Origin of the sequence: Ancylobacter dichloromethanicus, assembly GCF_018390645.1 — a bacterium.
Lineage (GTDB): Bacteria > Pseudomonadota > Alphaproteobacteria > Rhizobiales > Xanthobacteraceae > Ancylobacter > Ancylobacter dichloromethanicus.
On record NZ_JAHBGC010000038.1, the window covers coordinates 462,008 to 473,687 of the forward strand.

12 protein-coding genes and 1 tRNA gene are annotated in these 11,680 nt (G+C 68.1%); 9 read left to right on the plus strand and 4 right to left on the minus strand.

Annotated elements, in window-relative coordinates; genetic code table 11:
- Positions 1-727: 727 nt before the first annotated feature.
- A complete protein-coding gene (locus tag KHC23_RS18470; RefSeq protein ID WP_213374448.1) occupies positions 728-1,606 on the minus strand; it encodes an N-formylglutamate amidohydrolase in 879 nt (292 codons plus the stop codon).
- A 294-nt stretch (positions 1,607-1,900) separates the two neighbouring features.
- Here KHC23_RS18470 and cpdR point away from each other — a divergent pair, with 294 nt between their 5' ends.
- Both cpdR and KHC23_RS18480 read left to right on the plus strand, forming a co-directional pair.
- Entirely contained in the window at positions 1,901-2,260 is a 360-nt protein-coding gene (gene cpdR, locus KHC23_RS18475) for a cell cycle two-component system response regulator CpdR (RefSeq protein WP_018387375.1), read from the plus strand.
- A 112-nt stretch (positions 2,261-2,372) separates the two neighbouring features.
- Positions 2,373-2,447, plus strand: a tRNA-Val gene (locus KHC23_RS18480).
- Positions 2,448-2,576: 129 nt separating this feature from the next.
- On the opposite strand, the gene KHC23_RS18485 is transcribed toward KHC23_RS18480, so the two are convergent.
- Positions 2,577-2,810, minus strand: coding sequence for a hypothetical protein (locus tag KHC23_RS18485; protein ID WP_213374450.1), 234 nt, complete (start codon positions 2,808-2,810; stop codon positions 2,577-2,579).
- Positions 2,811-3,032: 222 nt separating this feature from the next.
- On the opposite strand from KHC23_RS18485, the gene KHC23_RS18490 reads away from it, so the two are divergent.
- A complete protein-coding gene (locus KHC23_RS18490; protein WP_246544725.1) occupies positions 3,033-3,311 on the plus strand; it encodes a hypothetical protein in 279 nt (92 codons plus the stop codon).
- A 57-nt stretch (positions 3,312-3,368) separates the two neighbouring features.
- Here the strand turns inward: KHC23_RS18490 and KHC23_RS18495 are convergent, their stop codons facing one another.
- Positions 3,369-4,094, minus strand: a complete 726-nt coding sequence (locus tag KHC23_RS18495) for a histidine phosphatase family protein (protein ID WP_213374452.1) — start codon at positions 4,092-4,094, stop codon at positions 3,369-3,371.
- A gap of 136 nt (positions 4,095-4,230) precedes the next feature.
- On the opposite strand from KHC23_RS18495, the gene KHC23_RS18500 reads away from it, so the two are divergent.
- The gene (locus KHC23_RS18500; protein WP_213374454.1) at positions 4,231-6,075 is read left to right on the plus strand and encodes a M3 family oligoendopeptidase; all 1,845 of its coding nucleotides are present in this window, start codon (positions 4,231-4,233) and stop codon (positions 6,073-6,075) included.
- Positions 6,076-6,078: 3 nt separating this feature from the next.
- Here the strand turns inward: KHC23_RS18500 and KHC23_RS18505 are convergent, their stop codons facing one another.
- The gene (locus KHC23_RS18505; protein ID WP_213374456.1) at positions 6,079-6,957 is read right to left on the minus strand and encodes an AraC family transcriptional regulator; all 879 of its coding nucleotides are present in this window, start codon (positions 6,955-6,957) and stop codon (positions 6,079-6,081) included.
- A gap of 87 nt (positions 6,958-7,044) precedes the next feature.
- On the opposite strand from KHC23_RS18505, the gene KHC23_RS18510 reads away from it, so the two are divergent.
- The 5 genes from KHC23_RS18510 (at position 7,045) to KHC23_RS18530 (ending at position 11,561) form a co-directional block, all read left to right on the plus strand.
- On the plus strand, positions 7,045-8,070 hold the full coding sequence (locus KHC23_RS18510) for an MBL fold metallo-hydrolase (protein ID WP_213374458.1): 1,026 nt from the start codon (positions 7,045-7,047) through the stop codon (positions 8,068-8,070).
- 162 nt (positions 8,071-8,232) lie between these two features.
- Positions 8,233-9,177: a heme-dependent oxidative N-demethylase family protein gene (locus KHC23_RS18515; protein WP_213374460.1), complete on the plus strand. Its 945-nt coding sequence runs from the start codon at positions 8,233-8,235 to the stop codon at positions 9,175-9,177.
- A gap of 30 nt (positions 9,178-9,207) precedes the next feature.
- Positions 9,208-9,705, plus strand: a complete 498-nt coding sequence (locus KHC23_RS18520; protein WP_213374462.1) for a DUF6790 family protein — start codon at positions 9,208-9,210, stop codon at positions 9,703-9,705.
- A gap of 74 nt (positions 9,706-9,779) precedes the next feature.
- A complete protein-coding gene (locus KHC23_RS18525; protein ID WP_213374464.1) occupies positions 9,780-11,180 on the plus strand; it encodes an ABC1 kinase family protein in 1,401 nt (466 codons plus the stop codon).
- A gap of 87 nt (positions 11,181-11,267) precedes the next feature.
- Entirely contained in the window at positions 11,268-11,561 is a 294-nt protein-coding gene (locus KHC23_RS18530) for an aa3-type cytochrome c oxidase subunit IV (RefSeq protein WP_213374466.1), read from the plus strand.
- Positions 11,562-11,680: the final 119 nt, after the last annotated feature.

Sequence of the window (11,680 nt, forward strand, 5' to 3'; positions counted from 1 at the left end):
CGGCATGGCAGCGGCTGACGGGCGGCGGCTGGCGCCGAGGGCGCGCGTGAAGCGGCGTGCGTGAAGCGGCGCGAGCGAAACGGTGGCTGCGCCCGAAGGGCCTCGGCGCACGCGTCAACGGATCGGCGCGCGCCAGACGGAGCGCGATTCCCAAACGGAAACGGGCGTTGACGTGCCGCGACCCCCCGGTCGACCCGTCAACGCCCGTCAGGGCGGCTAGCGCGCCCAAAAAAGGTGCATCGGTACCTGAAAATGCGGTATTAATGCCACAGTCGAAGCTAGATGTATTTGGTATGCCAGAATGTGCTAGTGCCTGCCTTGATTATTCCGCAATGCACCTACATCTTCCGATCGTACGCAGCGATTGGCGTCGCTTCGTACAGCCCTCCTTGGGCGTTTCCTCCCTAGACTTGGGCCGCTTGCGCATTGCGTGAGCGGCCTCTTTCTTTTGCGCCGGACGAATCCGCCTGCTGTGGCTTTGCCATCTTGCCGGTCGGTCCGTTGTGGCCTGGGCGCTCTCGAAAGAGCCTCCCGACCACCGGAGCTGACATTTCCCCCCGCCTTTAAACGGCTTCGACCGATCCATCGGTAATGGAACATCAGCCCGGAACCGAGCGTGCAGAATTGGTATAGCTCGCATGTTTAAAATGCAAGGCTCTTCTGCGGTTTTTTACATCACCCCATCAAAAAAGGGCGTGCACCCCGATAAGCTGTTGTCAACGAACGCTTATTCGGCGGCGGCCCGCAGCGGCGCCAGCTCCAGATGGGCGATGGCCGAGAGCGCCCGCGCCATGTCGAGCAGGTCGTTGCGCACGATTTCGAAATTTTCCGAGGGCTGGTAGGTCGCCTCGCGCATATAGAGCGCGCGGTTGATCTCGATCTGCACCGTGTGCATGCCGGAGGCGGGGTTGCCGTAGTGCTCGGTGATGAAACCGCCGGCATAGGGCTTGTTGCGCGTCACCGTATAGCCGCGCCGGCGCAGTTCGCTTTCGATGATGTCGGGTATGATCGGCGCACAGCTCGTGCCGTAGCGGTCGCCTAGCACGATGTCGATGCGCGCGTCCCGCTGGCAGCCGGACGGCATGGAGTGGCAGTCGACGAGCACCGCGACGCCGAAGCTGCGCTGCATCTGCACCATCAGCTGGCGCAGCGAGCGATGATACGGCTTGTAGAGCGATTCGATGCGGGCGATCGCCTCGTCGACCGGGATGCGGCGTCCATAAATCTCCTGCGCCTCGCCGACGATGCGGGCGATGGTGCCGAGCCCGCCGGCCACCCGCATCGAGCGCGTATTGGCATAGGCCGGCAGCCGGCCCTCGAACATGCGCGGGTCGAGTTCGTAGGGCTCGCGGTTGACGTCGAGATAGCAGCGCGGAAAGTGCGCGCGCATGAAGCCCATGCCCAGCGTGGTCACGCCGCGGAACAGGTCGTCGACGAAACTGTCCTCCGAGCGGCGCAGCACCGGCAGTTCGAGCCGTGACTGGCTGACGAAGTCGCGCGGGTAGACGATGCCGCTATGGGGCGAATTGAAGAGGAACGGGGCGCAGGGCGAGGCCGGCTGCACGATCTCGAATGCCGGGTCGATCAGGTCCGCGATGACGGCCATTATTCCTCAATCCGTTCTCCGCCGGCCGGGTCCCGCATGTCGGCCGCCGCGCCGTGCAGGTCTGTGTCTAACATGACACCTCACGGCGCGAAATGCGGCTGCGCCGGCGCGCCGGTGAATTTGGCTACACGTCAGCGCGAGGCGCGCCGGCCGCGGGCGGGCTGAATCCGCCGGCGTTCACGATGTGCTAAGAGGCGCGGGAGTACCCAAGGGGGGACGTGCACGTGGCGGCTGTGCGCGCATCGGCTCGCCCGGCGCACATGCCGTCGCCTCAAGACAATCAGGATGCCCGGGATGCTCAAGATCCTGCTCGCCGAAGACGACAACGACATGCGCCGCTTTCTGGTCAAGGCGCTCCAGAATGCCGGCTACGAGGTCGTGGATTTCGACAATGGCCGTTCGGCCTATGACCGGCTGCGCGAGGAGCCGTTCGAACTGCTGCTCACCGACATCGTCATGCCGGAGATGGACGGAATCGAACTGGCCCGCCGCGCCACCGATCTCGATCCGGACATCAAGGTGATGTTCATCACCGGATTCGCCGCCGTGGCGCTGAATGCCGGCAGCCAGGCGCCCAAGGACGCCAAGGTGCTCTCCAAGCCGTTCCACCTGCGCGATCTCGTCAACGAGGTCGGCAAGATGCTGGCGGCGTAAAGCGGGCGGCGCGAGGCACGGGCGGCGACGTCATCCACAGCCGCCAAACCCCGCTTGCGCGGCGGCGGGCTTCCCGTTATAGGGGAGCCCCGCTCGCAAGAGACCACGGAATGGGCGCGTAGCTCAGCGGGAGAGCACCTCGTTGACATCGAGGGGGTCACAGGTTCAATCCCTGTCGCGCCCACCATTCCCCTTCATCTCTGTCTTCGACGACCGGGTTCGCCCGCCATTCGCGGCAGCTCCTGCGTCTGATTCCGTCCCCGTGCGCGCGGTATCCTTGGCCGGCGTGGTTCGAATGCCCGGCCGGCCGCCGCGGTCAGTCGGTCAGCCCGTTCGACTGCGCCCACCAGCGGAAGGCGTTTGCCGCCTCGGTCTGTTGCTCGGCGCTGTGCGCGCCCTGCAGGCGCCGGACCATACCCTCATAATCGCCCTCGGGCAGCGGGTGGGTCTCGGCGAAGGCCAGCGCCTCGTCCAGCGTGGCGATGTCGGCGGTGTCCCCGTCCAGCGTCAGTCGAAGCGGCGGCGTGTAGGTGAAAGCTGTCGTGGTCATCGAGAAGCCCCCGATTTGTCGGTGAAAAACGGCGCGTGCGGCCCGGTTTGCGCGGATATCTGCCGTGTCGGGCGCGGAGGCCGCTGAATTGAGGCGCCATGTGCGTGGCCTTTACGATCATACCTTCCGCGTTTTGCTTGTCTCATCTTGTCTGCAACTATTCACAGCCTCGCACGTTATCATGCCAGAACATCCTATTGGAACACCTCTTGGGAGGCTATCATGACGAAGACGCACGTGAAGAGCCCGGTCGGCGTCGCGGCACTTGTGGCGGCCGGCCTCATCGTCAGCGCCGTTCCGGCCGGGGCGACCTCGGCCGGCCCGCGCGACCAGCCGCGGATCGGCGACAGCGTCGACCGCAACCAGGTCCGCCAGCATGAACAGGTGCGCCGCCAGCAGGTGCGCCAGAACGAGGGCAAGTCGCGCGAGCGTGCCTTCTTCGGCCCGCTCTATGAGGGCAGGAACTCGCCCTGGCAGCGGGTGAAGCGCGTCTTCGATTAGGCCCGCCTCGACCCGGACTGGATCCGACTTGAGCGCCCTCGCGGCGCTCTTTTCCTGTCAGCTGCAGCCGCTGCCGGCGGGCCGGGGCTCGGGCCTGCCCCAGCCATTCGACGGCAGATTGGCGAAGGGCTCTGCAAAATATTGCCTGATCACCTTGAACTGGCTCGGCACGGTGTCCTGCGGCCGGTCATAGGTGAGGATCCAGAAGAAGTTGTAGTTGCTGTCCGGCCAGGTGCGCGGCACGCCGCCGGGCACGCCCTTTACCCGGTCGAGATGCAGAAGCTGGCGCAGCGTCACCTCCTCGCCGGCGAATTCCGCCTCCAGCGCCGCGCTGGCGATGTGGAAATGCTCCCACACCATCACCACCGTCCGGCCGTGCCAGCGCGGATTTTCCATCAGGTCGCGCACCACCTCGCGGTTCACCACGTTCAGCTTGGCGTTGAAATAGCGGTTGTTGCGGATCGGCACATAGCCGATCGGCGGCGCGGTGAGCGCCATGTTCCAGGCGCGGGCGATGGGGCGGGCGGTTTCCACCGTGTGCAGGGTCATGGCGAGGATGGCGGCGGGCGGGTCGTTCTTCACCAGGCTCATCGGGCTGGTGGGGCTGAGATATTGCGCCGCCAGCGCCTGCGCCCGCTCCTTGCCGAGGCTGCACAGGGTGAGCGCGGTGTGCTTTTCGCCATGCCGCAGCAGCACGATGCGCTGCGGCGCGGCGTCCGCCAGCGCGGTGCCGATGGTGACAAGCAGGGTGAGCGAAGCCAGAAACCGGAACAGCGACGTCATCTTTTTCCCTCGCGCGCATCGCCCGGCGGAGAACGCCGGGGAGGACACAATGCCACCAATTCGCATCGACCGAAGGTTGATAGCCGGCCGACGCGCACGATATCACTGCCACCTTGAATGACCCGCCGGAGTGAACATGCCGCGCCGCCTCGATCACCTCGCCTTCGTGCCCCGCTCGCCCGAGGCTTCCGCCGCCGCTCTCGGCGCCCTGCCGCAATGGGACCTGTCGGACCTCTACCCGGCCATGGACTCGCCCGAGCTGGAGGCCGACCTCGCCTCCGTCGCCGCCGAGACCGCCGGCTTCGAGGAGGCCTATAAGGGCCGGCTCGCGAGCGTGCTGGAGGCTCCCGACGCGGGCGGCCAGATGGCGCAGATCGTGGCGCGCTACGAGAAGATCGAGGACCTGCTCGGCCGGCTCTATTCCTATGCCGGCCTCGTCTATTCCGGCGACACTACCGACCCGGTGCGCGCCAAGTTCTATGGCGACGTGCAGGAGAAGCTCACCGACGCCTCGACGCATCTGCTGTTCTTCACGCTGGAGCTGAACCGGCTCGACGACGCGAAGATGGAAGCCGCGCTCGCCGACCCGGCCTTCGGCAGGTACCGCCCGTGGATCGAGGATGTCAGGGCGGAAAAGCCCTATCAGCTGGAAGACCGCATCGAGCACCTGTTCCACGAGAAGGGCGTCACCGGCCGGGGCGCGTGGAACCGGCTGTTCGACGAGACCATCGCCGGGCTGCGCTTCGACGTCGGCGGCGAGATCCTGCCGCTGGAGCAGACGCTGAACTTCCTCGCCGAGCCGGAGGAGGAGAAGCGCAGGATGGGCGCGCAGGCGCTGGCCAAGGTGTTCGGCGAGAATCTGCGCCTGTTCACCCTCATCACCAACACGCTGGCCAAGGACAAGGAAATCTCCGACCGCTGGCGCGGCTTCGAGGACATCGCCGATTCCCGCCACCTCGCCAACCGGGTCGAGCGCGAGGTGGTGGACGCGCTGGTCTCCTCGGTCCACGCCGCCTATCCCCGGCTCGCGCACCGCTACTACAGGCTCAAGGCCAGGTGGTTCGGCAAGGAGAAGCTGGAATACTGGGACCGCAACGCGCCGCTGCCCAAGGTGGAGACCCGTCCCATCGGCTGGGACGAGGCGAGGGACACCGTGCTCGGCGCCTATTCCACCTTCTCCCCGCGCATGGCCGACATCGCCCGCGACTTCTTCGACAGGAGCTGGATCGACGCCGGCATCCGGCCGGGCAAGGCCACCGGCGCCTTCGCCCACCCGACCGTGCCCTCCGCCCATCCCTATGTGCTGCTCAACTACATGGGCAAGCCGCGCGACGTGATGACGCTCGCCCACGAGCTTGGCCATGGCGTGCACCAGGTGCTGGCGGCGCCGAACGGCGCGCTGATGGCGCCGACCCCGCTGACGCTGGCCGAGACCGCGTCGGTGTTCGGCGAGATGCTCACCTTCCGCCGGCTGCTGGCGGCGGCGCCGGACGCGCGCGCCCGCAAGGCGATGCTGGCCTCGAAGGTCGAGGACATGATCAACACCGTGGTGCGCCAGATCGCCTTCTACACCTTCGAGCGCCGTATCCACACCGAGCGCAAGAATGGCGAGCTGACGGCGGAGAAAATCTGCGCCATCTGGATGGAGGTTCAGTCGGAGAGCCTGGGCGAGGCCATCCATCTCGGGCCGGGCTACGAGAATTACTGGGTCTATATCGGCCACTTCATCCATTCGCCGTTCTATGTCTACGCCTATGCCTTCGGCGACTGCCTGGTGAACTCGCTCTACGCGGTCTACGAGAACGCCTCGGAAGGCTTCGCCGAGCGCTATCTCGCCATGCTGGCGGCGGGCGGCACCAAGCATCATTCCGAGCTTTTGAAGCCGTTCGGCCTCGACGCCCGCGACCCCGCCTTCTGGCAGACCGGCCTCGGCCTCATCGAGCGCATGATCGAAGAACTGGAGGCGATGGAGGAGGCGTGAGCCTCACGCCGGCACGGCGGTTCCCCGCCGCGCCGGGTCTCCCGCCATCTGCACGGCGGTTCCCCGCCGCGCCGGGTCGCCCGACATCCGTATGCGGTGCAGGCTCCATGAGGGCGGCGCGCCGAAGGTGCGGCGGAAATCGTGGTTGAAGTGCGCCTGGTCGCAGAAGCCGGCCTGGTGCGCCGCCGCGGTGAGGGTGCTGCCCTGGGCGGCGGCGGCGATGGCCCGCCGCATGCGTGCCCAGGCGCGGTAGCGCCGGTAGGGCACCCCGACCTCGCGCGTGAACAGATGCTGGAAATGATGGGCCGATAGCCCCACGCGCGCGCTGGCGGCGGCCACGCCGGCCGGGCCATCCGCGCCTTCGCCCAGCAGGCCGAGCACCCGGGTGATGCGGGCGTCGATCCGCCGGCGCGCGCGCCGCGCCCCGAAGCCGAGCAGATCGTCGAGGGCCGCCCCCGCCCATTCGGCGCTTGTCGCGTCTTCCCATAATTCCCGCATCAGGCCGAAGGCGCCGTCGTCGCCGACCAGCGCCCCATCCGTCTCCCGCGTCGAGCGGGCGAGGGCGGCCAGCGCATGCGCGCTCTCCAGCGTCGGCTCGATGTAGAGAACGCCGATCGGGTCGCCGCCGATGTCGAGCTCGTGCACGATTCCCGCCGGCACCATGGCGGTGCGCACCCTGAGCCAGGGGCCGCCGGCCAGCCGCAGGCCGAACCGTCCGTAGAGCCCGGCCAGAAACACCGGCGCGCCGTGCTGGTGCGGCGCGTTGTAGGTCAGCGGGCCGATGAAGCAGGTGCGTTCGCCGTCGAGGTGCCACAGCGGTCCCGGCGCCGTGGCGGGCGGCGCGGATGCCGCACGTTCGTACAAGTGCTCCGGCGTCGCCATGGATAGCCTCCGGAAAGCTGCGCTCGCGAAACCGCGCCCAGTTGAACATCAAAAGCGCCCGCCGCGAAGCGGGCCCGGAGGAACGCCATGAAAACCACCCTCCCGCCCTCCGGCCGGTGCCGGAGCGCCGTGCCGTCGCGTCGCGCGATTCTGGTGGGCGCCGTCGGTCTGGTCGCCGCGCCGGCGGTGCTGCGCGGCCTTCCCGCGCAGGCGGCGGCGCCGGAACTCGGCCCGTCGATCCAGACTTTCCAGCGCTTCCGGCTCGGCGCCTTCGAGGTCACCACACTGCTCGACGCCAGCGCCATGATCGACGGCCCGTGGCCGATTGTCGGCGAGAACCGCCCGGCCGGCGAGGTCGAGGCGCTGATGCAGGCGAACCTCCTGCCCGAGAAGCGGTTCCGTCCCGGCTTCTCGCCCACCCTCGTCAATACCGGGCGCGAACTCGTGCTGTTCGATGCCGGCAATGGCGAGCAGGGTTTCGTGCCGCCGCCCGCCGGCGGCTGGCTGCTGCGTTCGCTCAAAGCGGCGGGCTACGCGCCGGAGCAGGTGGACGTGGTGGTGCTGACCCATGCCCATCCCGACCATATTGGCGGGCTGCTGGTCGGCGGCGCGCCGGCCTTTCCCAAGGCGCGCTATGTCATCGGCGCGACGGAGTTCGACTTCTGGAAGAGCGAGCGCCCGCTCGCCGCGCCGAAGGAGAGCAACGAATATGGCTCCGCCGTGATGTTCCGCTCGCATGTGCTGCCGCTCGCCGACCGGATGAGCTTCATTGCCGCCGATGGCGAGGTGGCGCCGGGCATCCACGCGGTCGCGGCGCATGGCCACACGCCCGGCCATCTCGCCTTCCATGTCGAGAGCGAGGGCCGGCGCCTGCTGGTCTGGGGCGACTGCGCCCATCACGAGGTGGCCTCGCTGGCGCGGCCGGACTGGCACGCCTTGTTCGACCAGGACAAGGAAGCGGGCGCCGCCACGCGGCGGAGAATCTACGACATGGCGGCGACCGATCGGGTCGCGGTGGCCGCCTATCACACCTCCTTCCCCTCGCTCGGCTATGTCGAGAGGCGCGGGGAGGGCTATCGCTGGCTGCCCGTCACCTACCAGTTCGGTATCTGACGGCGGCACGGACGGCGTGGCGCGGACGGTGCGGCATGGACGGCGCAGACCTCGCGTCGTTCATTCCGTGCCGACCAAAGATTAGGCTGACGAAATCGCTGCACACGTTCTAAGCTGGGGCGGTTGGGGCCTGTGCCCGCACCTCCAGCCGAGCCCGCACCGATGAACGTCGCCGCCCCGTCTCCCGCCCCCGCTGACACCGCCGCCGATCCGCTCGCCCATACCCCCTATGACGGGTCGCGCAAGCCCTTCTCCATCGCGCTGGCCCCGCTCGACCTCGCCCACTGGTTCGAGCCCGATGGGCGGCTTGCCGCCACGCTCGCCCAGCGCGAAGCGCTGATCCGCGACAAGCGCGACGTGGTGGTGCGCGAGGAGGCCGGCACCCGCGAGGCCCAGCGCGAGGCACTGGACCTCATCGTCGCCTTCCTCACCGCGACCTATCCCGCGCTCTACCGTCTGGAGGGGCGTACCCTCACCGTGCAGGCCACCGGCCGCAGCTTCGATCTCGACGATGACGGCGAGGCGCCCCTCGTCATTGCCGGCCATCTCGTCTCCGACGACCTGCTGATGCTGCGCAAGGGCGAGGGTGGCTACCGGCTCATCGCCGCCGTGCTGTGCTTTCCCTCGGCCTGGTCGCTGGCGGAGAAATTCGGCCAGTCGCTCGACGCCATCCACGCCGCCGTGCCGGGCTATCCCGACAGGATGGCGAAGCTGATGAACCGCATCTTCGAGAATTTGAAGGTCGAGCAGCCGGTCTGGCGGGTGAACTGGTCGATCTATCCCGACGACGAGCTGCACCACCCCGAATCCAAGGAGCGCCCGCGCCAGTGGTTCGACGACCCCGCCAATCTCGCGCCCGAGGCGTTCGTGCGGGTCGAGCGGCAGACGCTGCGGCGGCTGCCGGAGAGCGGCGACATGCTGTTCACGGTGCGTGTCCATGTCGACCCGTTCACCGCCTTCCGCCGCCATCCCGAAGGGCGCGCGCTCGCCGCCTCGCTGCGCGGCCAGATTCTCGATCTTGATGCCGCCCAGCTCGCCTATAAGGGCCTGACGGAACACCGCGACGCCGTCGCCTCGGCGCTGGAGCGGATCGCCGGCAGCGATTAGAGTTGGCCGGTCACAACGCGGGAGGTGCCGGTGGTCTTCTGGTTTCCGTTGCTCGCCTGGGCGCTCGCGCTGGTGCTGGGCGTGCTGATGTCGCTGCGCGGGCCGCGCCCGTTCTCGCCCAGTGTGCTGGTCGACCAGTTGCTGCGCTATATCCTCCTGTTTCCGGTCGGGCTGATGGGGCTGTGGGCCTTCATGGGCCATGTGTTCTTCCCCGCGCAGGCGGCGGCCTCCATCGGCTGGGCGCCGAGCCCGTTCCAGTTCGAGGTCGGCATGGCCAATCTGGGCATCGGGGTGGCCGGGCTGATCGGCGCCTTTCTCGGCTCGCCCGGCTTTCGCGCCGCGGTGGGCGTGGTGGCGCTCGGCTTCCTCGGCGGCGCCGGCATCGGCCATGCCATCCAGATCGCGGAGACCGGCAACCTCGCGAGCGGCAATGCCGGGCCGATCTTCTACACCGATTTCCTCACCCCGCTCGCCGTGCTCGGCCTGCTGCTGGTCCAGCGCCTGTTCCGCCGCCCGGCTGCGGCATGAGCGCCCGCCCGCGCGCCCGGGAGCTTGTATGCCGCCGCCGCCGCCTTACCTGAAGGCCAACGCGCGAGGCCGCCTTGTCCGATCCCGAGAAGCCGCATTCCGATCCAGCCCCGCCCCGTGACCGCGAAGCCAACCGGCTTTCCGCCCGTGCCCTGCGCTATGCCCGCGTCGGCACCCAGGTCGGCGGGGTGGCGGCGCGCATCGCCGGCACAAGGCTGTTCGGCATGGATCAGCAGCAGGGCAATGCAGCCGCGCTTGCAGCGGCGCTCGGCGGGTTGAAGGGGCCGATCATGAAGGTCGCCCAGCTGATGGCGACCATTCCCGACGCGCTGCCGCCGGAATACGCCGCCCAGCTCGCCACCCTGCAGAACCAGGCCCCTCCCATGGGCTGGGCCTTCGTCAAACGCCGCATGATCGCGGAACTTGGCGCGGACTGGGCGAGCCGCTTCCTCTCCTTCGACAAGGAGCCGGCCGCCGCCGCCTCGCTCGGCCAGGTCCATCGCGCCCGCGCGCTCGACGGCACCGAGTTGGCGGTGAAGCTGCAATATCCCGACATGCAGTCGGCGGTGGAAGCCGACCTCAAGCAGCTGGGTATGCTGCTCGCCATCCACCGGCGCATGGAGCCGGCCATCGACACCACTGAAATCGCTGAGGAAATCGGCGCGCGGGTGCGCGAGGAGCTGGACTATGAGCGCGAGGCCGCCCATGCCGCGCTCTACGCGCAGATGCTGGCGGACGAGGCAGCGGTGCGGGTGCCGCGCGTGCATGGCGATCTGTCGACCGGCCGCCTGCTCACCCTCGACTGGCTGGAAGGGCGGCGGCTGCTCGATTTCGTCGACCACCCGCTGGAGCCGCGCAACGCCATCGCCCGCGCCATGTTCACTGCCTGGTGGCTGCCCTTCTCGCGCTTCGGGGTGATCCATGGCGACCCGCATCTGGGCAATTACACCGTGTTCGAGGAGGCCGGCACGGAGAATGCGGAGCCTGCCGGCATCAACCTGCTCGACTATGGCTGCATCCGCATCTTCCCGCCCAGCTTCGTCGGCGGCGTGGTCGATCTCTATCGCGGCCTGCAGGCGGGCGACGGGGCGCGCGTCGTCCATGCCTATGAGACCTGGGGTTTTCGCGGCCTCACAAACGAACTGATCGAGGTGCTCAACATCTGGGCGCGCTTCATCTACGGGCCGCTGCTCGACGACCGGGTGCGCACCATCGCCGACGGGGTGGCGCCGGGCGAGTATGGGCGGCGCGAGGCCTTCACCGTCCATCGAGCGCTGAAGCAGCAGGGGCCGGTGCGGGTGCCGCGCGAATTCGTCTTCATGGACCGGGCGGCGATCGGCCTTGGCGGGGTGTTCCTGCATCTGAAGGCGGAACTGAACTTCCACGCCCTGTTCGAGCGGGCGATCGCCGATTTTGCCGTCGAGACGGTGGCGGCGCGTCAAGGCGCCGCGCTCGCGAAGGCCGGGCTGCGCTGACCCAGCGGGGTGCCGGCGTTGCCGCAGAGGACGTCTTCCGCTAAAGCGGAGCATCGCGCGCTCATTATTCTTTGGGAGGGGGTCGACATGGCCGATCACGGAGTGACCGAATACGCCAAGGCGGACGGTAACGACTACGCCGAGCACCGTGGCACGTACCATTTCTTCACCAAGCTGACCCTCGTCGGCACCATGTCCCTCGTCTGCTTCATGGTGGCGTTCGCCATCGGTGGCGCCAATGGCCATTGGGGTCTCTTCACCGTCGGCACGCTGGCCTCGGTCGCGGCCTGTGCCATCGGTCTCGCCTCGCAGGATGGCAAGCCCAAGCTGCTGTTCGGCCTGCTCGGCGTTCTCGTCCTCGCCCTGATCATCACTTCCTGAGACCAGCCATGCGTATCGCAATTGTCAAAGAGAGCTCTGCTTCGGAGCCACGGGTTGCCGCGTCCGCCGACACGGTCAAGCGCTATGTCGGCTTGGGGGCGGCGGTATTTGTCGCGTCG

Bases quoted from the DNA above. Each gene is read 5' to 3' on its own strand.
- KHC23_RS18510 (WP_213374458.1), top strand. From the start codon at position 7,045: ATGAAAACCACCCTCCCGCCCTCCGGCCGGTGCCGGAGCGCCGTGCCG.
- cpdR (WP_018387375.1), top strand. From the start codon at position 1,901: ATGCTCAAGATCCTGCTCGCCGAAGACGACAACGACATGCGCCGCTTT.
- KHC23_RS18505 (WP_213374456.1), bottom strand. From the start codon at position 6,957: ATGGCGACGCCGGAGCACTTGTACGAACGTGCGGCATCCGCGCCGCCC.
- KHC23_RS18485 (WP_213374450.1), bottom strand. From the start codon at position 2,810: ATGACCACGACAGCTTTCACCTACACGCCGCCGCTTCGACTGACGCTG.
- KHC23_RS18470 (WP_213374448.1), bottom strand. From the start codon at position 1,606: ATGGCCGTCATCGCGGACCTGATCGACCCGGCATTCGAGATCGTGCAG.
- KHC23_RS18515 (WP_213374460.1), top strand. From the start codon at position 8,233: ATGAACGTCGCCGCCCCGTCTCCCGCCCCCGCTGACACCGCCGCCGAT.
- KHC23_RS18495 (WP_213374452.1), bottom strand. From the start codon at position 4,094: ATGACGTCGCTGTTCCGGTTTCTGGCTTCGCTCACCCTGCTTGTCACC.
- KHC23_RS18490 (WP_246544725.1), top strand. From the start codon at position 3,033: ATGACGAAGACGCACGTGAAGAGCCCGGTCGGCGTCGCGGCACTTGTG.
- KHC23_RS18530 (WP_213374466.1), top strand. From the start codon at position 11,268: ATGGCCGATCACGGAGTGACCGAATACGCCAAGGCGGACGGTAACGAC.
- KHC23_RS18500 (WP_213374454.1), top strand. From the start codon at position 4,231: ATGCCGCGCCGCCTCGATCACCTCGCCTTCGTGCCCCGCTCGCCCGAG.